21 protein-coding genes are annotated in these 18,112 nt (G+C 61.2%); 20 read left to right on the top strand and 1 reads right to left on the bottom strand.

The genetic code is table 11. The features are described 5' to 3' along the window. Positions 1-49 precede the first annotated feature (49 nt). From queA to M5B99_RS04085, 6 genes are all read left to right on the top strand, one after another. Complete coding sequence (gene queA / locus M5B99_RS04110; RefSeq protein ID WP_248802767.1) at positions 50-1,114, top strand: tRNA preQ1(34) S-adenosylmethionine ribosyltransferase-isomerase QueA; 1,065 nt, start codon at positions 50-52, stop codon at positions 1,112-1,114. A 14-nt stretch (positions 1,115-1,128) separates the two neighbouring features. Then, the gene (tgt, locus tag M5B99_RS04105) at positions 1,129-2,244 is read left to right on the top strand and encodes a tRNA guanosine(34) transglycosylase Tgt (protein WP_248802786.1); all 1,116 of its coding nucleotides are present in this window, start codon (positions 1,129-1,131) and stop codon (positions 2,242-2,244) included. Between the two features lie 36 nt (positions 2,245-2,280). After that, positions 2,281-2,622, top strand: coding sequence for a preprotein translocase subunit YajC (gene yajC, locus M5B99_RS04100; RefSeq protein ID WP_248797087.1), 342 nt, complete (start codon positions 2,281-2,283; stop codon positions 2,620-2,622). A 62-nt stretch (positions 2,623-2,684) separates the two neighbouring features. Beyond that, positions 2,685-4,553: a protein translocase subunit SecD gene (secD, locus tag M5B99_RS04095; RefSeq protein WP_248802766.1), complete on the top strand. Its 1,869-nt coding sequence runs from the start codon at positions 2,685-2,687 to the stop codon at positions 4,551-4,553. A gap of 9 nt (positions 4,554-4,562) precedes the next feature. Then, entirely contained in the window at positions 4,563-5,477 is a 915-nt protein-coding gene (gene secF, locus M5B99_RS04090; RefSeq protein ID WP_248802765.1) for a protein translocase subunit SecF, read from the top strand. Between the two features lie 123 nt (positions 5,478-5,600). Continuing rightward, a complete protein-coding gene (locus tag M5B99_RS04085; RefSeq protein ID WP_248802764.1) occupies positions 5,601-6,155 on the top strand; it encodes a glycine zipper 2TM domain-containing protein in 555 nt (184 codons plus the stop codon). Positions 6,156-6,225: 70 nt separating this feature from the next. Here the strand turns inward: M5B99_RS04085 and suhB are convergent, their stop codons facing one another. After that, positions 6,226-7,041 (bottom strand): inositol-phosphate phosphatase, encoded by an 816-nt coding sequence (gene suhB / locus M5B99_RS04080; RefSeq protein WP_152740973.1) that lies wholly within the window; start codon positions 7,039-7,041, stop codon positions 6,226-6,228. Between the two features lie 144 nt (positions 7,042-7,185). On the opposite strand from suhB, the gene trmJ reads away from it, so the two are divergent. The 14 genes from trmJ to M5B99_RS04010 all read left to right on the top strand — a co-directional run bounded on the left by trmJ (position 7,186) and on the right by M5B99_RS04010 (position 18,110). Beyond that, positions 7,186-7,959 (top strand): tRNA (cytosine(32)/uridine(32)-2'-O)-methyltransferase TrmJ, encoded by a 774-nt coding sequence (gene trmJ / locus M5B99_RS04075; RefSeq protein WP_248802763.1) that lies wholly within the window; start codon positions 7,186-7,188, stop codon positions 7,957-7,959. Continuing rightward, on the top strand, positions 7,959-8,735 hold the full coding sequence (gene cysE, locus M5B99_RS04070) for a serine O-acetyltransferase (protein ID WP_248802762.1): 777 nt from the start codon (positions 7,959-7,961) through the stop codon (positions 8,733-8,735). Before trmJ ends, cysE begins: the two co-directional genes overlap by 1 nt. A gap of 305 nt (positions 8,736-9,040) precedes the next feature. Next, complete coding sequence (iscR, locus tag M5B99_RS04065) at positions 9,041-9,532, top strand: Fe-S cluster assembly transcriptional regulator IscR (RefSeq protein WP_248802761.1); 492 nt, start codon at positions 9,041-9,043, stop codon at positions 9,530-9,532. A 50-nt stretch (positions 9,533-9,582) separates the two neighbouring features. Continuing rightward, positions 9,583-10,797 carry an IscS subfamily cysteine desulfurase gene (locus tag M5B99_RS04060; RefSeq protein ID WP_248802760.1) on the top strand — a complete coding sequence of 405 codons (1,215 nt, stop codon included), beginning with the start codon at positions 9,583-9,585 and terminating at the stop codon, positions 10,795-10,797. A gap of 101 nt (positions 10,798-10,898) precedes the next feature. Next, positions 10,899-11,285, top strand: a complete 387-nt coding sequence (iscU, locus tag M5B99_RS04055) for a Fe-S cluster assembly scaffold IscU (RefSeq protein WP_007929523.1) — start codon at positions 10,899-10,901, stop codon at positions 11,283-11,285. Positions 11,286-11,329: 44 nt separating this feature from the next. Then, positions 11,330-11,653, top strand: a complete 324-nt coding sequence (gene iscA / locus M5B99_RS04050) for an iron-sulfur cluster assembly protein IscA (RefSeq protein WP_010565230.1) — start codon at positions 11,330-11,332, stop codon at positions 11,651-11,653. Positions 11,654-11,661: 8 nt separating this feature from the next. Next, the gene (hscB, locus tag M5B99_RS04045; RefSeq protein ID WP_248802759.1) at positions 11,662-12,183 is read left to right on the top strand and encodes a co-chaperone HscB; all 522 of its coding nucleotides are present in this window, start codon (positions 11,662-11,664) and stop codon (positions 12,181-12,183) included. 51 nt (positions 12,184-12,234) lie between these two features. Beyond that, a complete protein-coding gene (gene hscA, locus M5B99_RS04040) occupies positions 12,235-14,097 on the top strand; it encodes a Fe-S protein assembly chaperone HscA (protein WP_248802758.1) in 1,863 nt (620 codons plus the stop codon). A gap of 2 nt (positions 14,098-14,099) precedes the next feature. Beyond that, a complete protein-coding gene (fdx, locus tag M5B99_RS04035) occupies positions 14,100-14,441 on the top strand; it encodes an ISC system 2Fe-2S type ferredoxin (protein ID WP_248802757.1) in 342 nt (113 codons plus the stop codon). A gap of 14 nt (positions 14,442-14,455) precedes the next feature. After that, entirely contained in the window at positions 14,456-14,656 is a 201-nt protein-coding gene (gene iscX / locus M5B99_RS04030) for a Fe-S cluster assembly protein IscX (protein ID WP_248802756.1), read from the top strand. 88 nt (positions 14,657-14,744) lie between these two features. Further along, entirely contained in the window at positions 14,745-15,170 is a 426-nt protein-coding gene (ndk, locus tag M5B99_RS04025; protein ID WP_007916882.1) for a nucleoside-diphosphate kinase, read from the top strand. 28 nt (positions 15,171-15,198) lie between these two features. Further along, on the top strand, positions 15,199-16,347 hold the full coding sequence (gene rlmN / locus M5B99_RS04020; RefSeq protein WP_248802755.1) for a 23S rRNA (adenine(2503)-C(2))-methyltransferase RlmN: 1,149 nt from the start codon (positions 15,199-15,201) through the stop codon (positions 16,345-16,347). Between the two features lie 12 nt (positions 16,348-16,359). Continuing rightward, positions 16,360-17,121 carry a type IV pilus biogenesis/stability protein PilW gene (gene pilW / locus M5B99_RS04015; protein ID WP_248802754.1) on the top strand — a complete coding sequence of 254 codons (762 nt, stop codon included), beginning with the start codon at positions 16,360-16,362 and terminating at the stop codon, positions 17,119-17,121. Then, the gene (locus tag M5B99_RS04010) at positions 17,118-18,110 is read left to right on the top strand and encodes a helix-turn-helix domain-containing protein (protein ID WP_248802753.1); all 993 of its coding nucleotides are present in this window, start codon (positions 17,118-17,120) and stop codon (positions 18,108-18,110) included. Before pilW ends, M5B99_RS04010 begins: the two co-directional genes overlap by 4 nt. The last annotated feature ends 2 nt before the right edge of the window (positions 18,111-18,112 follow it).

The following is an 18,112-nucleotide window of genomic DNA, read 5'->3' as shown; positions in this document are numbered from 1 at the left end:
TTTTTACGATTTCCGCTAAACTTCCCGGCCCTGCTGAACGAACCCCATCATGCGCGTCGCTGACTTTACTTTCGAGCTCCCCGATTCCCTGATCGCTCGCCATCCCCTGGCCGAGCGACGCCTCAGTCGCCTGCTGACCCTCGACGGCCCCAGCGGTGCGCTCGCACACCGTCAATTCACTGATTTGCTTGAGCATTTACGCCCGGGCGATCTGATGGTGTTCAACAATACCCGGGTCATTCCCGCCCGCCTGTTCGGCCAGAAAGCCTCCGGCGGCAAGCTGGAAATCCTCGTGGAACGGGTCCTCGATACCCACCGCGTGCTGGCCCATGTGCGCTCCAGCAAGTCGCCCAAACCCGGCTCGAAGATCCTTATCGACGGCGGCGGCGAAGCCGAGATGCTCGCCCGCCACGACACGCTCTTCGAACTGGGCTTCGCCGAGGAAGTGCTGCCGCTGCTGGAACGCGTCGGCCATATGCCGTTGCCTCCTTATATAGATCGTCCCGATGAAGGCGCCGACCGCGAGCGCTATCAGACCGTCTACGCCGAGCGCCTCGGCGCCGTGGCCGCGCCCACCGCCGGGCTGCATTTCGATCAGCCGCTGCTCGATGCCATTGCCGCCAAGGGCGTCGAAAGCGCTTTCGTCACCCTGCACGTCGGCGCCGGAACCTTCCAGCCAGTTCGTGTGGAACGTCTCGAAGACCACCACATGCATCACGAATGGCTGGAAGTCAGCCAGGCAGTGGTCGACGCCGTCGCTGCCTGCCGCGCGCGCGGCGGCCGGGTGATCGCCGTGGGCACCACCAGCGTCCGTTCGCTGGAAAGCGCTGCCCGCGATGGCGTGCTCAAGCCGTTCAGCGGCGATACCGATATCTTTATCTTCCCGGGCCGTCCGTTCCATGTGGTCGACGCCCTGGTGACCAATTTCCACCTGCCCGAATCCACGCTGCTGATGCTGGTTTCGGCCTTCGCCGGTTACCCCGAGACCATGGCCGCCTACAAGGCCGCCGTGGACAACGGCTACCGCTTCTTCAGCTACGGTGATGCGATGTTCATCACCCGCAACCCGGCGCCTGCCGCACCCAAGGATCGGGCCCCAGAGGATCAAGCATGAGTCGCACCTGTCGTATGTCGTTCGAGCTGCTCGCCACCGATGGCAAGGCGCGTCGCGGTCGCCTGACCTTCCCCCGCGGTACCGTCGAGACCCCGGCCTTCATGCCCGTGGGCACCTACGGCACGGTCAAGGGCATGCTGCCTCGGGATATCGTCGCCACCGGCGCCGAGATCATCCTCGGCAATACCTTCCACCTGTGGCTGCGCCCGGGCACCGAGGTGATCAAGGAACACGGCGACCTGCACGACTTCATGCAGTGGAAAGGCCCGATCCTCACCGACTCCGGCGGTTTCCAGGTGTTCAGCCTCGGTGCCATGCGCAAGATCAAGGAGGAGGGCGTGACCTTCGCCTCGCCGGTCGACGGCGCCAAGGTGTTCATGGGCCCGGAAGAGTCGATGCAGGTCCAGCGCGATCTGGGCTCGGACATCGTGATGATTTTTGACGAGTGCACTCCGTACCCGGCTGACGAAGACGTCGCCCGGGTGTCCATGGAGCTGTCGCTGCGTTGGGCCCAGCGCTCGAAAAATGCCCACGGCGACAACAGCGCCGCATTGTTCGGTATCGTCCAGGGCGGCATGCACGAGAATCTGCGCAAGCGCTCCCTAGAAGGCCTCGACCAGATCGGCTTCGACGGCCTGGCCATCGGCGGCCTTTCGGTGGGCGAGCCCAAGCACGAGATGATCAAGGTCCTGGATTACCTGCCCGGCCTGATGCCTGCTGACAAACCTCGTTACCTTATGGGCGTTGGCAAGCCGGAAGATCTCGTAGAGGGTGTGCGCCGCGGGGTGGACATGTTCGATTGCGTGATGCCGACCCGTAATGCCCGCAATGGGCACCTGTTCATCGATACCGGCGTGCTGAAGATCCGCAACGCGTTCCATCGCCATGATGAATCGCCGCTGGATCCGACCTGCGATTGCTACACCTGCCAGAACTTCTCCCGTGCTTATCTGCATCATTTGGACAAGTGCGGCGAAATGCTGGGGAGCATGTTGAATACGATCCACAATTTGCGCCATTACCAGCGCCTGATGGCTGGTTTGCGCGAGGCTATTCAACAGGGTACATTGGCCGCCTTTGTCGATGCCTTCTACGCCAAACGCGGGCTTCCCGTTCCGCCTTTGGACTGACTTTTCAGAACTGAATTCTTGCAACTGGAGTGCTAAATGAGCTTTTTCATCTCTAACGCGTTCGCGGACGGTGCCGCACCGGCCGCTGCTGCCGGCCCGATGGGCGGTGGTTTCGAATGGATCTTCCTGGTCGGCTTCCTGGTCATCTTCTATCTGATGATCTGGCGTCCACAGGCCAAGCGCGCCAAGGAGCAGAAGAACCTGCTGGGCAACCTGGCCAAGGGCGACGAAGTGGTCACCACCGGCGGTATCGCCGGCAAGATCACCAAGGTCAGCGACGATTTCGTGGTGCTGGAAGTGTCCGACACCGTCGAAATGAAGTTTCAGAAGGGCGCCATCGCGGCCACCCTGCCTAAAGGCACGCTGAAAGCGATCTAAGTTTCAACTCTTAACAATCGACGGGGCGCGCAAGGCGCCCCGCGTCATAAGCGGGCGGCGTGATGCTGAACAAATACCCTCTGTGGAAATACCTACTGATCCTGGCGGTGCTGGCGGTCGGTTTTATTTATTCCGCTCCCAATCTCTATCCAGACGATCCGGCGATCCAGGTCAGTGGCGCCAGCACGGCGTTGCAGGTCACCCAGGCCGATCTGGACCGCGTGAGCAAGGCGCTCACCGATGCCGGGATCGCCGTCAAGGGCGCCACTCTGGCTGCCGGCGGCAAAGGCGGGCTGGTGCGTCTGACCAAGCAGGAAGACCAACTGCCGGCCAAGGACGTGGTACGCAAAGCCCTCGGTGACGACTATGTCGTGGCCCTGAACCTGGCACAGACCACCCCGCAATGGCTGCGCAGCCTCGGCGCGCATCCGATGAAGCTGGGCCTGGACTTGTCCGGTGGTGTGCACTTCCTGCTGGAAGTGGACATGGAAAAAGCCGTCGACGCCCGCCTGAAAGTCTATGACGGCGACGTCAAGAGCCTGTTGCGCAAGGAGCGTGTGCGTTATCGCACCCTGCCACCGTTCAATGGTGCCATCCAGTTGGGCTTTGCTGACACGGATACCCGTGAACAAGCTCGTGCGCTGATCCGCAAGAACTTCAACGATTTCGACATTGTAACGGCCGACCTCAATGACCAGCCGGTACTGCGTCTGGCGATGACCCCGGCCAAGCTGGCGGAAATCCGCGAATACTCCATCAAGCAGAACTTGACCACGGTCCGTAACCGCGTCAACGAGCTGGGTGTCGCCGAGCCGCTGGTGCAGCGTCAGGGTGCCAACCGCATCGTGGTTGAACTGCCGGGCGTACAGGACACCGCTGAAGCCAAGCGGATTCTCGGCAAGACCGCCAACCTGGAGTTCCGTCTGGCCGCTGAGCCGGGTGCTTCGAAGGCGACCTCCGAGGAATTCGAGTTCCGTGAAGGTAATCGTCCTCCGGCGCAGATCGAGCGTGGCCTGATCATCACCGGTGACCAGGTGACCGATGCCAAGGCTGGCTTCGACGAGCACGGTCGTCCGCAGGTGAACATCAAGCTCGATGGTCACGGTGGCGAACTGATGAGCCGCGCGACCCGCAGCAACGTCGGGCGCAGCATGGCGGTGATCTTCATCGAGCAGAAGCCGATCACCACCTACACCAAGCAGGTCGTCGACGGCGTCGAGAAAGATGTGCCGGTGCAGACCTTCAAGGAAGAGAAGAAGATCATCAGCCTGGCGACCATCCAGTCGCCATTGGGCAGTCAGTTCCGCATCACTGGCCTGAACGGTCAGGGCGAGTCCTCGGAGCTGGCGCTGCTGCTGCGTGCCGGTGGTCTGGCCGCACCGATGTACTTCGCTGAAGAACGTACCATTGGCCCGAGCCTGGGTGCCGACAACATTACCAAGGGTATCGATGCGTCGCTGTGGGGCATGCTGTTCGTCTCGCTGTTCATCATCGCCATCTACCGCTTCTTCGGCATCATCGCCACCGTGGCGCTGGCTTTCAACATGGTTGCCTTGCTGGCGCTGATGTCCCTGCTGGGGGCGACGCTGACCCTGCCGGGCATTGCCGGTATCGTCCTGACCATGGGTATGGCGGTGGACGCCAACGTGCTGATCTTCTCGCGGATACGTGAAGAGATTGCCGCGGGAATGACGGTGCAACGAGCGATCAACGAAGGCTTCGGTCGTGCGTTCACGGCGATTATCGACGCCAACCTGACCACGCTGTTGGTGGGCGGTATCCTCTTTGCCATGGGCACCGGCCCGGTCAAAGGCTTTGCGGTGACCATGTCCCTCGGGATCTTTACCTCGATGTTCACGGCCATTCTGGTGACCCGCGCGATGGTCAACCTGATCTTCGGCGGTCGTGACTTCAAGAAGTTGTGGATTTAAGGGGCTGCCATGTTACGTACTATCAACTTCATGGGTGTTCGCAACGTTGCGTTCGGCTTCACCCTGTTTCTCACCGCATTGGCCTTGTTCAGCTGCTTCCACAAGGGCTTGAACTACGGCCTGGACTTCACCGGCGGTACGCTCATCGAGCTGACCTACGAGCATGCGGCGGATGTCTCCAAGGTGCGCGAGCAACTGAACGAGTCCGGTTATCACGAGGCGATCGTGCAGAGTTTCGGCGCGACCACCGACCTGCTGGTGCGGATGCCGGGTGCGGACCCGCAACTGGGCCATCAGGTGGCCGAGGCGCTGCAGAAGGTCGGCGGCGATAACCCGGCGCAGATCAAGCGCGTCGAGTTCGTCGGCCCGCAGGTCGGTGAAGAGCTGCGCGACCAGGGCGGCCTCGGCATGCTCATGGCGCTGGGCGGCGTGTTGATCTACCTGGCCTTCCGCTTCCAGTGGAAGTTCGCGGTCGGCGCCATCGTCTCGCTGGTCCACGACGTGGTGGTGACCGTGGGTATCCTCTCGTTCTTCCAGGTGACCTTCGACCTGACGGTGCTGGCGGCGGTTCTGGCGATCATCGGCTACTCGCTCAACGACACCATCGTGGTCTTCGACCGGGTGCGCGAGAACTTCCGGGTGCTGCGCAAGGCCAGCCTGATCGAGAACATCAACGTCTCGACCACCCAGACTCTGCTGCGGACCATGGCGACGTCGATCTCTACCCTGCTGGCGATCAGCGCGCTGCTGTTCTTTGGTGGCGACAACCTGTTCGGTTTCTCCATCGCCTTGTTCGTCGGCGTGTTGGCGGGTACCTACTCGTCGATCTACATCGCCAACGTGGTGCTGATCTGGTTGAACCTGAACAGCGAGGATCTGATTCCTCCGGCCAATACCCAGAAGGAAGTCGACGACCGTCCTTGACGGAGATCTTTCTTCAGGCTGTCAGCTGATAAAGGCGCGAGTGTTGAACTCGCGCCTTTTTTTGTACTCCAAGGCTAGGAGAAGCGCGGGCATTGATCCGCTTGTGATGGTCAGGAGATTCACATGAACAAGTCGTTGCTGGTCGGTGCGGTATTGGGTGCTGTCGGTGTGACTGCCGGGGGTGCTGTTGCCACCTATAGCCTGGTAAAAAGCGGCCCTGAGTATGCGCAAGTATTGGCGGTAGAGCCGGTCAAGACTCAAATCAAGACCCCGCGCCAGGTTTGTGAAGATGTCGCGGTTACCCGGCAGAAGCCGGTTCAGGATGAGCACCGGCTGGCCGGTACCGCACTGGGTGCGGTCGGTGGTGGTTTGCTCGGTAGCCTGGTCGGTGGTGGTCGCGGCAAGACCCTGGCCACCGTGGTCGGTGCGGTCGGCGGCGGTTATGCCGGTAACAAGGTGCAGGAGGGCATGCAGGAGCGTGACACCTACACCACGACCCAGAAGCGTTGCAACACGGTCAACGATGTCAGCGACAAGCTGGTTGGCTACGATGTGCGCTATCAGGTCGGCGGCAAGGAAGGCAAGGTGCGGATGGATCATGATCCGGGCAACCAGATCCCGCTGGACAAGGAGGGTCGCCTGATTCTGAGCCAGAACCAGGGGCAGCCGGCTCAGTAATACCTGCCGTAGAGATATAAAAAATGCCCCGTATCGCAAGATACGGGGCATTTTTGTGTTCGGCGAAAGCTTAGCGCTTCAGCGAAGCCGGCAGGTGCGGCTGGATCGCCGTCAGCACAGCCTTGAAGCACTTGGTGTTGCCGGCAACGATATGGCCTTTTTCCAGGAAATCGTGACCGCCGGTGAAGTCGCTCACCAGGCCGCCGGCCTCTTGGATCAGCAGGGCGCCCGCAGCCATGTCCCACTCGGACAGGCCTGATTCCCAGAATGCGTCGAAACGACCGGCGGCCACGTAGGCCAGGTCGAGGCTCGCGGCGCCGGCGCGGCGGATGCCGGCGGTCTGGCCGACCAGGGCGCGGAACATGCCCAGGTAGTTGTCCAGGTTGTCCATCTGGTCGTCACGGAATGGGAAGCCGGTACCCAGCAGGGCGCCATCCAGGCTGGTGCGACCGCTGACGCGCAGGCGACGGCCATTGAGCTGGGCGCCACGGCCGCGGGAGGCGGTGAATTCTTCCTGGCGGACCGGGTCGAGGACTACGGCGTGCTCCAGGCGACCACGGTATTTGCAGGCGATGCTGACCGCGAAGTGTGGGATCCCGCGCAGGAAGTTGGTGGTGCCATCGAGGGGGTCGATGATCCACAGGTATTCTTCGCCTTCGCCGCTGCCGGCATGGAAGCCGGTTTCTTCGCCACGAATGGCGTGGGTCGGATAGGCCTTGCGCAGCGCGTCGATAATTTTCTGTTCGGCGGCGCGATCCACTTCGGACACATAGTCCTTGGCGTCTTTTTCGTCGACCTTGATGGTATCCAGGCGCTCGATGGAGCGGAAAATCAATTCACTGGCGCTGCGGGCGGCGCGCAGCGCGATATTCAGCATGGGCTGCATGGACGTTTCACCTAGAGTGTTAAAGAAAGCCGAACATTCTACCAGAAAAGTTCCAGGGGAGAAGGACGACGTTGGCGCTCGTGGCGCAATCCCCGGTGCTTCTGTAAGATTTGCTCCCCTTCGCCGAGTCTGAGAGTGTCTCTCGTGCTGCAAAATATTCGTGTTGTCCTGGTCAATACCAGTCATCCGGGCAATATCGGCGGGGCCGCGCGGGCCATGAAGAACATGGGGCTGTCGCGCCTGGTGCTGGTGGAGCCGCGGATCTTTCCGTCCGCTGAAGCCGATGCGCGGGCTTCCGGTGCCAGCGATATCCTTGAAAACGCGCAAGTCGTCGCCACCTTGGAAGAAGCGTTGAACGGCTGCAATCTGGTGTTCGGCACCAGTGCTCGCGACCGGCGGATTCCCTGGCCGTTGCTCGACCCCCGGGAGTCCGGGCTGAAAGTGGTCGAGGAGGCCGGGCAGGGCGCCGAGATCGCGCTGGTGTTCGGGCGTGAGGATTCCGGTCTGACCAACGACGAACTGCAGCGATGTCATTATCACGTGCATATTCCGTCCGATCCGGACTTCAGCTCGCTCAACCTTGCCACCGCGGTGCAGGTGCTGAGCTATGAGGTGCGGATGTCCTGGCTGGCAGCCGTCGGGCGGCCGAGCAAGGTAGAGAAGCAGGAAGTGGCATCGACGCGCAGCGAAGAGCTGGCGACCATGGATGAGATGGAGCGGTTCTACGGCCATCTGGAACAGACCCTGGTGGCCATCGACTTCCTCGACCCCGAAAAGCCGCGCCATCTGATGGCTCGGTTGCGTCGTCTGTACGGGCGCAGTTCGGTCAGTCGCGCCGAGATGAATATTTTGCGGGGCATCCTCACGGAAACCGAAAAAGCGGCCCGGGGCGAGCTCCTTAAGCGGAAGGATCAGTGATGTTCGAGCGTTTGCGAGAAGATATCCAGAGCGTATTCCATCGTGATCCGGCGGCGCGCAATGCCTTTGAGGTGCTGACCTGCTACCCGGGCCTGCATGCTATCTGGCTGCACCGCCTGGGCCATGCGTTGTGGGGCATGGGCTGGAAGTGGCTGGCGCGGGTGGTGTCGAACTTCGGTCGCTGGTTGACCGGTATCGAGATCCATCCCGGGGCCAAGGTCGGGCGGCGGTTCTTTATCGACCATGGCATGGGGATCGTGATCGGCGAAACCGCCGAGATCGGCGATGACGTGACCATCTACCAGGGCGTGACCCTGGGCGGCACCAGTTGGAACAAGGGCAAGCGCCATCCGACCCTGGAAGATGGTGTGGTGGTGGGTGCCGGGGCCAAGGTGCTCGGGCCGTTTACCGTCGGTGCCGGGGCCAAGGTCGGTTCCAATGCGGTGGTGACCAAGGCGGTGCCGCCGGGGGCGACGGTGGTCGGTATTCCGGGGCGGATCATCATGAAGGCTGATGATCAGGTCGAAGCCAAGCGCAAGGCGATGGCGGAGAAGATCGGTTTCGATGCCTATGGCGTCAGTGAAGACATGCCGGATCCGGTGGCCCGGGCCATTGGTCAGTTGCTCGATCACTTGCAGGCGGTGGACGGGCGTCTGGAGGGGATGTGCGGGGCACTGAAGGACCTGGGCAGCACGTATTGCGCCAAGGAGCTGCCGGAGTTGCAGTGTGACGGGTTTGTCGAAGTGAAGAGCGAGAACGAGGCCAAGGCCGGTTGATCTTCGTCGGGCTTGCCGGCCTCATTCGCGGGCAAGCTCCGCTCCCACAGTAGTAACCGCGTCGTACGCAGATATTACGCACGACACAAAACCTGTGGGAGCGGAGCTTGCCCGCGAAGAGGCCTTTGAAGTCAGTAAAAAACCATCGATCCAGCGCAATGCCATTACGCCCCGGACTTTGCTACAATTTGCGCGCTGTTTTAGTGGTAAACCCGACTAAAGCACTAGGTCTTATAGTTGACTTAAATACTCGGGAATAGCATACTCTTCCCTATCCCGATCCCGTAACTCCGTGGTACCTGTCCATGCGACTGACTACAAAAGGCCGATACGCCGTGACCGCCATGCTCGACCTGGCGTTGCACGCGCAACGCGGGCCGGTGTCTCTGGCCGATATCTCCGAGCGCCAAGGCATCTCCCTGTCCTACCTCGAACAGCTTTTCGCCAAGTTGCGCCGCAGCAACCTGGTGTCCAGCGTGCGTGGTCCCGGCGGCGGCTACCAGCTGTCGCGTGACATGCAAGGGATCCAGGTGGCCCAGGTGATCGATGCCGTGAACGAATCGGTCGATGCCACCAAATGCCAGGGTCTGGGCGATTGCCATGGCGGCGATACCTGCCTGACCCACCACCTGTGGTGCGACCTCAGCCTGCAGATCCACGAATTTCTCAGCGGTATCAGCTTGGCGGACCTTGTCACTCGCCGTGAAGTGCAAGAAGTCGCCCAGCGTCAGGATCAGCGCCGCGGTAATAGCAAGGCGCTACACCTGGATAAGATCGAAGCGTCCGCCGTCGAATGACAGCCCAAGAGCTCGCGGTGCGCCAGCCAGCCTGATTTAGGAGAGTGTCCATGAAATTGCCGATTTACCTTGATTACTCAGCGACTACCCCGGTTGATCCGCGTGTCGCGCAGAAAATGAGTGAATGCCTGCTGGTCGACGGAAACTTCGGTAACCCGGCGTCCCGTTCCCATGTGTTCGGCTGGAAAGCCGAGGAGTCCGTGGAAAATGCGCGCCGCCAGGTGGCCGATCTGGTCAATGCCGACCCGCGTGAAATCGTCTGGACCTCCGGTGCCACCGAGTCCGACAACCTGGCAATCAAGGGTGTCGCGCACTTCTATGGCAGCAAGGGCAAGCACCTGATCACCAGCAAGATCGAACACAAGGCGGTCCTCGACACCATGCGCCAACTCGAGCGCGAAGGTTTCGAAGTCACCTACATCGATCCCCGCGAAGATGGCCTGATCACTCCGGCCATGGTCGAAGCCGCCTTGCGCGACGACACCATCCTGGTCTCGATCATGCATGTGAACAACGAGATCGGCACGGTCAACGACATCGCCGCCATCGGCGAGCTGACCCGCTCGCGTGGCGTGCTGTTCCACGTTGATGCCGCTCAGTCCACCGGCAAGGTCGACATCGACCTGCAGAAGCTGAAAGTCGACCTGATGTCCTTCTCGGCCCACAAGACCTACGGTCCCAAGGGCATCGGCGCGCTGTACGTCAGCCGCAAGCCGCGGGTTCGCCTCGAAGCGACCATGCATGGCGGCGGTCATGAGCGCGGCATGCGTTCCGGCACCCTGGCCACCCACCAGATCGTCGGCATGGGCGAAGCGTTCCGCGTGGCCAAGGAAGACATGGCTACCGAGAACCTGCGCATCAAGGCATTGAGCGAGCGTTTCTACAAGCAGATCGAGCATCTGGAAGAGCTGTACATCAACGGCAGCATGACCGCCCGCGTACCGCACAACCTGAACCTGAGCTTCAACTACGTCGAAGGCGAGTCGCTGATCATGGCCCTCAAGGACCTGGCGGTTTCCTCCGGTTCCGCTTGCACCTCGGCTTCGCTGGAGCCTTCGTACGTGCTGCGTGCCCTGGGCCGCAACGACGAACTGGCGCACAGCTCGATCCGCTTCACCTTCGGCCGCTTCACCACCGAAGAAGAAATCGATTATGCCGCGCAGAAAGTTTGCGAGGCCGTCACCAAGCTGCGCGCACTGTCGCCGCTGTGGGACATGTTCAAAGACGGCGTCGATATCTCGAAGATCGAGTGGGCGGCACACTAAATAAAGAAGCCGCCACATACGGGTCCTGTAGCGACGCGGCCATCAACGGCTGACGTAACCACGGGACCGAGAGCGGCCCTGATGAGTGAGGATTAAGTACCATGGCTTACAGCGAAAAGGTCATCGACCACTACGAAAACCCGCGCAACGTCGGCAAGATGAACGCGGAAGACCCTGATGTCGGCACCGGCATGGTCGGCGCTCCGGCGTGCGGCGACGTGATGCGCCTGCAGATCAAGGTCAACGAACAGGGCATCATCGAAGACGCCAAGTTCAAGACCTACGGTTGCGGTTCGGCTATCGCCTCCAGCTCCCTGGCCACCGAGTGGATGAAGGGCAAGACTCTGGATGAAGCAGAGACCATCAAGAACACTCAGTTGGCTGAAGAACTGGCCTTGCCGCCAGTGAAAATCCACTGCTCGGTACTCGCAGAGGACGCCATCAAGGCCGCCGTTCGCGATTACAAGCAGAAGAAAGGCCTGATCTAAACGATCCGGCGTTCAAGATTTGAGCGATTAGTAAGGAGTCACCGATGGCTATCAGCATGACAGAAGCGGCTGCTCGACACGTGCGACGCTCCCTTGACGGGCGCGGCAAAGGTGAAGGGATTCGTCTGGGTGTTCGCACCACAGGCTGTTCCGGCCTGGCCTACGTGCTGGAGTTCGTCGACGAGGTGGTGGCGGAAGATCAGGTGTTCGAGAGTCACGGTGAAAAAGTGATCATCGACCCGAAAAGCCTCACCTACCTGGACGGCACCGAGCTGGATTTCGTCAAGGAAGGGTTGAACGAAGGCTTCAAGTTCAACAACCCCAACGTGCGCGGTGAATGTGGCTGCGGCGAAAGCTTCAACATCTGAGGCTTCTTGTGGGTACTCCTTGTCATTTCGCTTTATTCGAGTTGCAGCCGAGCTTTGCGCTGGATCTTGAACAGTTGGCCGCGCGCTATCGAGAACTGGCGCGCGCTGTGCACCCGGACCGCTTTGCCGACGCTTCCGAGCGTGAGCAGCGCCTGGCCCTGGAACAGTCCGCCAGCCTCAACGAGGCCTACCAGACCCTCAAGAGCCCTCCCAAGCGTGCGCGCTACCTGCTCGCCATGGGCGGTCGCGAGTTGCCGCTGGAGGTCACGGTGCACGACCCCGATTTCCTCATGCAGCAGATGCAGTGGCGCGAAGAGCTCGAGGAACTGCAGGACGAGGCGGACCTGCCCGGTATTGCCACGTTCAAGCGCCGCTTGAAAGTCGCCCAGGACCAATTGAACGACAGCTTCGCAGCCTGTTGGAACGATGCCGCGCAACGCGAACAGGCCGAACGCCTGATGCGGCGCATGCAGTTTCTCGACAAGCTCACCTACGAAGTGCGCCAGTTAGAAGAGCGCCTCGACGATTAACCCAGTGCCGCCTCGGTCGCACGCCTGATATTCAGATAAGTCCAGATAACGATGGCCCTACTGCAGATCGCCGAACCCGGCCAGAGTCCTCAACCGCACCAGCGTCGCCTGGCTGTGGGGATTGACTTGGGCACTACCAATTCGCTGGTCGCTGCATTGCGCAGTGGTCTTTCCGAGCCGTTGCCCGATGCCGACGGGCAGGTGATCCTGCCTTCCGCGGTGCGCTATCACGCTGATCGCGTTGAAGTCGGCCAGTCGGCCAAGCTGGCCGCCGCCGGCGATCCGTTCAATACCGTGTTGTCGGTGAAGCGCCTGATGGGCCGTGGTCTTGCGGACGTCAAGCAGTTGGGCGAGCAGTTGCCTTACCGCTTTGTCGGCGGCGAGTCGCACATGCCGTTCATCGACACCGTGCAGGGCCCGAAAAGCCCGGTGGAAATATCCGCGGAAATCCTCAAGACCCTGCGTCTGCGCGCCGAGGCCAGTCTGGGCGGCGAACTGGTGGGGGCGGTGATTACCGTGCCGGCTTATTTCGACGAACCCCAGCGCCAGGCGACCAAGGATGCGGCCCGACTGGCCGGACTCAACGTGCTGCGCCTGCTCAACGAGCCGACCGCGGCCGCGGTGGCTTACGGCCTGGATCAGAATGCCGAAGGCGTGGTCGCCATCTATGATCTGGGCGGCGGTACCTTCGATATTTCCATCCTGCGCCTGACCCGTGGCGTCTTCGAGGTGCTGGCTACCGGTGGCGACAGCGCCCTGGGTGGCGATGACTTCGACCATGCGATTGCCGGCTGGATCATCGAGCAGGCGGGCTTGTCCGCCGATCTCGATCCGGGCACGCAGCGTCATCTGTTGCAAACCGCCTGCGCTGCCAAGGAGGCCCTGACCACTGCGGCCTCGGTCGAAGTGGTGTATGGCGACTGGCGTGCGGCGTTGACCCGCGAAGCCTTCGATGCGCTGATCGAGCCCATGGTTGCGCGCAGCCTCAAGGCTTGCCGACGCGCCGTGCGTGACTCGAATGTGGAGCTCGACGAGGTCCAGGCCGTGGTCATGGTTGGTGGTTCGACCCGTGTGCCGCGTGTTCGCGAGGCGGTCGCCGAGATGTTCGGTCGCCAGCCGTTGACCGAGATCGACCCGGATCAGGTGGTGGCCATTGGTGCCGCGATCCAGGCCGATACCCTGGCCGGCAACAAGCGCGATGGCGGCGAGTTGCTGCTGCTGGACGTGATTCCGTTGTCCCTGGGCCTGGAAACCATGGGCGGCCTGATGGAGAAGGTGATTCCGCGCAACACCACCATCCCTGTCGCCCGTGCCCAGGATTTCACCACTTATAAAGACGGCCAGTCGGCCATGATGATTCACGTCCTGCAAGGTGAGCGTGAATTGATCAGCGACTGTCGCTCCCTGGCGCGCTTCGAGCTGCGCGGTATCCCGGCCATGGTCGCGGGTGCGGCGAAGATTCGTGTGACCTTCCAGGTCGATGCCGACGGCCTGCTCGATGTCTCGGCCCGCGAGCTGGGTTCGGGTGTCGAAGCGAGCATTCAGGTCAAGCCGTCCTACGGCCTGACCGACGGCGAAATCGCCAGGATGCTCAAGGATTCGTTCCAGTATGCCGGTGACGACAAGGTCGCCCGCGTGCTGCGTGAGCAGCAGGTCGATGCCCAGCGTCTGGTTGAAGCCGTGCAAGCGGCTTTGGAGGCCGATGGCGAGCGTTTGCTCGATGCCGACGAGCGCATGGTCATCGACCTGCAGGTGCAGGAACTGACCGAACTGATGAAAGGTACCGATGGTTACGCCATCGAGCAGCAGACCAAGCGTCTGTCGCAAGTGACCGACGCCTTTGCTGCCCGCCGCCTGGATTCGACGGTCAAGGCCGCCCTGGCGGGGCGCAACCTGAATGAGATTGGGGAATAACGATGCCGCAGGTGATTTTTCTTCCACATGAAAAGTTTTGCCCTGAGGGCTTGGTCGTGGAGGCTGAGACGGGGATCTCGATCCTCGAACTGGCTCATGAGAACCACATCGAAATGGAAAGTGCCTGTGGCGGCGTCTGCGCCTGCACCACCTGTCATTGCCTGATTCGCGAAGGTTTCGACTCGCTGGAAGAGGCCGATGAGCTGGAAGAAGACTACCTTGATAAGGCTTGGGGGCTGGAAGCGCAGTCGCGCCTGGCCTGTCAGGCCAAAGTCGGGACTGAAGACCTGACCGTCGAGATTCCGAAGTACTCGCTCAACCACGCCGCCGAAGCGCCGCATTGATTCTAGGAGCTGTCATGAGCCTGAAATGGGTTGATGTGCTGGAAATCGCTATTCAGTTGGCTGAAGCCAAACCGGAAGTTGATCCAATGTCGGTCAACTTCGTCGATCTACGGAAATGGGTGATGGAATTGCCCGAGTTCGATGACAAGCCTGAGCACTGCGGCGAGAAGGTTCTGGAGGCCATTCAGGCCCAATGGATCGAAGAACGCGACTGAGCAACGCAGCAGGTTAGGCAATACCCAGGAACCCGCGTATAATTCGCGGGTTTAATTTTTGGCAAATCACTGTTTCTGGAGTTACACCATGGCTGTTCAACGTACTTTCTCCATCATCAAGCCTGACGCCGTTGCAAAAAACGTGATCGGCGAGATCACCACCCGTTTCGAAAAAGCCGGCCTGCGTGTTGTCGCTTCGAAACTCAAGCAACTGTCCAAAGCCGAAGCCGAAGGCTTCTACGCTGAGCACAGCGCTCGTGGTTTCTTCGGCGACCTGGTTGCCTTCATGATCTCCGGTCCGGTTGTCGTTCAGGTTCTGGAAGGCGAAAACGCTATCGCTCTGAACCGTGAGCTGATGGGCGCTACCAACCCTAAAGAAGCTGCTGCCGGCACCATCCGTGCTGACTTCGCTGACTCCATCGACGCCAACGCTGTACACGGTTCGGACTCCGAAGCCGCTGCTGCTCGCGAAATCTCGTACTTCTTCGCAGCTACCGAAGTAACCACTCGCTAAGCAAAGGCTTTCGAGTGAGGGTGAAACCATGACGACATCGATCGGCAAAATAAACCTGTTGGGTCTGACTCAACCGGAAATGGAAAAATTCTTCGACTCAATCGGGGAGAAGCGTTTCCGTGCCGGTCAGGTCATGAAGTGGATTCACCACTTTGGCGTCGATGATTTCGACGCCATGACGAACGTCAGCAAGGCCTTGCGTGAAAAGCTCAAGGCTGTTGCTGAAGTTCGCGGTCCTGAAGTCGTCAGCGAGGACATTTCCACCGACGGCACCCGTAAATGGGTGGTGCGCGTGGCGTCCGGCAGCTGTGTCGAGACCGTCTATATTCCCCAGGGCAAGCGCGGCACCTTGTGCGTTTCGTCCCAGGCGGGCTGTGCCCTGGACTGCAGCTTCTGCTCCACCGGCAAGCAAGGCTTCAACAGCAACCTCACCGCCGCCGAAGTCATCGGCCAGGTGTGGATTGCCAATAAATCCTTTGGCAGCGTCCCGGCGACCGTCGACCGTGCCATCACCAACGTGGTGATGATGGGCATGGGTGAGCCGCTGCTGAACTTCGACAACGTCATCGCGGCCATGCACCTGATGATGGACGACCTGGGCTACGGCATCTCCAAGCGCCGCGTGACCCTGTCGACCTCCGGCGTGGTACCGATGATCGACGTGCTCGCCGAGCACATCGACGTCTCCCTGGCGCTGTCGCTGCACGCACCGAATGACGCATTGCGTAACCAATTGGTGCCGATCAACAAGAAGTATCCGCTTAAGATGTTGCTCGAGTCGTGCCGTCGCTACATGGCGACCCTCGGCGAGAAGCGCGTCCTGACCATCGAGTACACCCTGCTCAAGGATATCAACGACCAGGTCGAGCACGCCGTCGAGATGATCGAGCTGCTCAAGGACACGCCGTGCAAGATCAACCTGATTCCGTTCAACCCGTTCCCGCACTCCGGCTACGAGCGCCCGAGCAACAATGCGATCCGGCGTTTCCAGGATCTGTTGCATCAGGCCGGTTATAACGTCACGGTACGCACCACCCGCGGTGAAGACATCGACGCGGCTTGTGGTCAACTGGTGGGGCAGGTGCTGGATCGCACCCGTCGCAGCGAACGCTACATCGCCGTACGTGAGCTGAGCGCCGATGCCGAAAGTCCGCAAAGCGCCGCGAACCGAAACTGAGAGAGGACCTCCATGACCCTGCGCGCTGCGCTCCTTGTAGTATTCGTCGGCCTGTTGGCCGGCTGCGTTTCAACGGGTAATGTCGACCCGCTGAGTACCAGCAAGGGGCGCGATGAAGCGCGCGCGGCCTATGTGCAACTGGGCATCGGTTATCTGCAGCAAGGCCAGACCGAGCAGGCCAAGGTGCCGCTCAAGAAGGCCCTGGAGATGAGCAGCTCCGATCCGGATGCCAATGCCGCCCTGGCGCTGGTGTTCCAGGCCGAAGGCGAAACGCAACTGGCCGAGGAGCATTTCCACAAGGCGCTGTCGTCGCGTCCCAACGACGCGCGCACGCTCAACAATTACGGCAGCTTCCTGTTCGAACTCAAGCGTTACAAGGACGCCTACGAGCGTTTTGAGCAGGCCGCCGCCGACAGCCTCTACACCGAACGCTCGCGGGTTTTCGAAAATCTCGGCTTGACCGCCCTGGCCCTCGGCCAGCGCGACCTGGCCCTGCAACACTTCGACAAATCCCTGCGCCTGAACCGCCAGCAGCCACGTGCTTTGCTGGAAATGGCTGAGTTGTCTTACGAAGACAGGCATTATGTGCCCGCACGCGATTATTACGCCCGATTCAGCCTGCTGAGCGAGCAAAATGCACGTAGTCTATTGCTCGGTATCCGCCTGGCGAAAATCTACGAAGATCGTGACAAGGCCGCCAGTTACGGCTTGCAACTCAAACGACTCTATCCCGGTACGCCGGAATATCAGCAATACCTGTCGGAGCAAAGATGAAAGCGGCGCAACCCGAATTTGTAGCAGCGACTCGCGTCAACCCCGGTGAGACCCTGCGTCAGGCCCGCGAGAGCAATGGTTGGACGCTGGCCGAGGTGGCCGTGAAGCTCAACCTCACGGTGTCGTCCCTGAGCAACCTGGAAGCCGGTGCCTTCGACAAGCTGCCGGGGCATACCTTTGCCCGGGGTTATATCCGCGCCTACGCCAAGTTGCTCGGCATGGACCAGACCGTCCTGGTCCAGCAGTTCGACCAGAGCACCGGCACCGACTCCCAGGGCAGCAGCGTCCAGGCGCTGGGGCGTATCGAGGAGCCGGTGCGGTTTTCCCATACCCTCTTGCGGATTGTCAGCCTGCTGTTGCTGATCGCCGTGATCGGCGGCGGCTTCGTCTGGTGGCAGGACCAGGCCAGCCTGCGTTCCAGGGATCAGGCGGCGGTCAACATGGAGCACGTCGAAGTCGAAAGCGCCGACGGCACCACGCAGATTCACCCGATCGACGAGCCGGAAGACCAGGCCGTGACCGAGAACCAGGCCGCCTCCGAGGCGCCGGCACCTGAAGCCGCGGCCGAGGCCCAGCCTGCGGCCCCGGCGGCTGCGGCCAGCGTACCGGCAACCCCGGCGGTGGTGCCGGTGCCTCATTCGGCCCAGACCCTGGTGGTGGCTCCGACGGCCGCTCCGGCGCCGATGTCGACGGTCGCGCCAAGCGCCCCGGTCAACGGTGCGCCGGCTGCCGCCGAGCCCGTGGCCGGCGCCGGCCAGGTCCATCTGACCTTCGTCGCCGATTGCTGGACCCAGGTCACCGACGGCAACGGCAAGGTGCTGGTCAGCGGTCTCAAGCGCAAGGGCGAGAACCTTGAGCTCAGCGGCAAGCCACCCTTTGCCGTGCGCCTGGGCTATGCCCGTGGTGCGCAGATCACATACAACGGTCAGCCGGTCGATATCGCCCCGTTCACCAGTGGCGAGACCGCTCGCCTGAAGCTAGGTCAATAAGT

The organism is Pseudomonas sp. MWU13-2100 (assembly GCF_023242365.1).
Taxonomy (GTDB): Bacteria; Pseudomonadota; Gammaproteobacteria; order Pseudomonadales; family Pseudomonadaceae; genus Aquipseudomonas.
This window is presented reverse-complemented; position numbering and strand designations above follow the sequence as displayed.

Coding starts and splice junctions, on each gene's coding strand:
- queA (WP_248802767.1), top strand. CDS start 50: ATGCGCGTCGCTGACTTTACTTTCGAGCTCCCCGATTCCCTGATCGCT.
- tgt (WP_248802786.1), top strand. CDS start 1,129: ATGTCGTTCGAGCTGCTCGCCACCGATGGCAAGGCGCGTCGCGGTCGC.
- yajC (WP_248797087.1), top strand. CDS start 2,281: ATGAGCTTTTTCATCTCTAACGCGTTCGCGGACGGTGCCGCACCGGCC.
- secD (WP_248802766.1), top strand. CDS start 2,685: ATGCTGAACAAATACCCTCTGTGGAAATACCTACTGATCCTGGCGGTG.
- secF (WP_248802765.1), top strand. CDS start 4,563: ATGTTACGTACTATCAACTTCATGGGTGTTCGCAACGTTGCGTTCGGC.
- M5B99_RS04085 (WP_248802764.1), top strand. CDS start 5,601: ATGAACAAGTCGTTGCTGGTCGGTGCGGTATTGGGTGCTGTCGGTGTG.
- suhB (WP_152740973.1), bottom strand. CDS start 7,041: ATGCAGCCCATGCTGAATATCGCGCTGCGCGCCGCCCGCAGCGCCAGT.
- cysE (WP_248802762.1), top strand. CDS start 7,959: ATGTTCGAGCGTTTGCGAGAAGATATCCAGAGCGTATTCCATCGTGAT.
- iscR (WP_248802761.1), top strand. CDS start 9,041: ATGCGACTGACTACAAAAGGCCGATACGCCGTGACCGCCATGCTCGAC.
- M5B99_RS04060 (WP_248802760.1), top strand. CDS start 9,583: ATGAAATTGCCGATTTACCTTGATTACTCAGCGACTACCCCGGTTGAT.
- iscU (WP_007929523.1), top strand. CDS start 10,899: ATGGCTTACAGCGAAAAGGTCATCGACCACTACGAAAACCCGCGCAAC.
- iscA (WP_010565230.1), top strand. CDS start 11,330: ATGGCTATCAGCATGACAGAAGCGGCTGCTCGACACGTGCGACGCTCC.
- hscA (WP_248802758.1), top strand. CDS start 12,235: ATGGCCCTACTGCAGATCGCCGAACCCGGCCAGAGTCCTCAACCGCAC.
- fdx (WP_248802757.1), top strand. CDS start 14,100: ATGCCGCAGGTGATTTTTCTTCCACATGAAAAGTTTTGCCCTGAGGGC.
- iscX (WP_248802756.1), top strand. CDS start 14,456: ATGAGCCTGAAATGGGTTGATGTGCTGGAAATCGCTATTCAGTTGGCT.
- ndk (WP_007916882.1), top strand. CDS start 14,745: ATGGCTGTTCAACGTACTTTCTCCATCATCAAGCCTGACGCCGTTGCA.
- rlmN (WP_248802755.1), top strand. CDS start 15,199: ATGACGACATCGATCGGCAAAATAAACCTGTTGGGTCTGACTCAACCG.
- pilW (WP_248802754.1), top strand. CDS start 16,360: ATGACCCTGCGCGCTGCGCTCCTTGTAGTATTCGTCGGCCTGTTGGCC.
- M5B99_RS04010 (WP_248802753.1), top strand. CDS start 17,118: ATGAAAGCGGCGCAACCCGAATTTGTAGCAGCGACTCGCGTCAACCCC.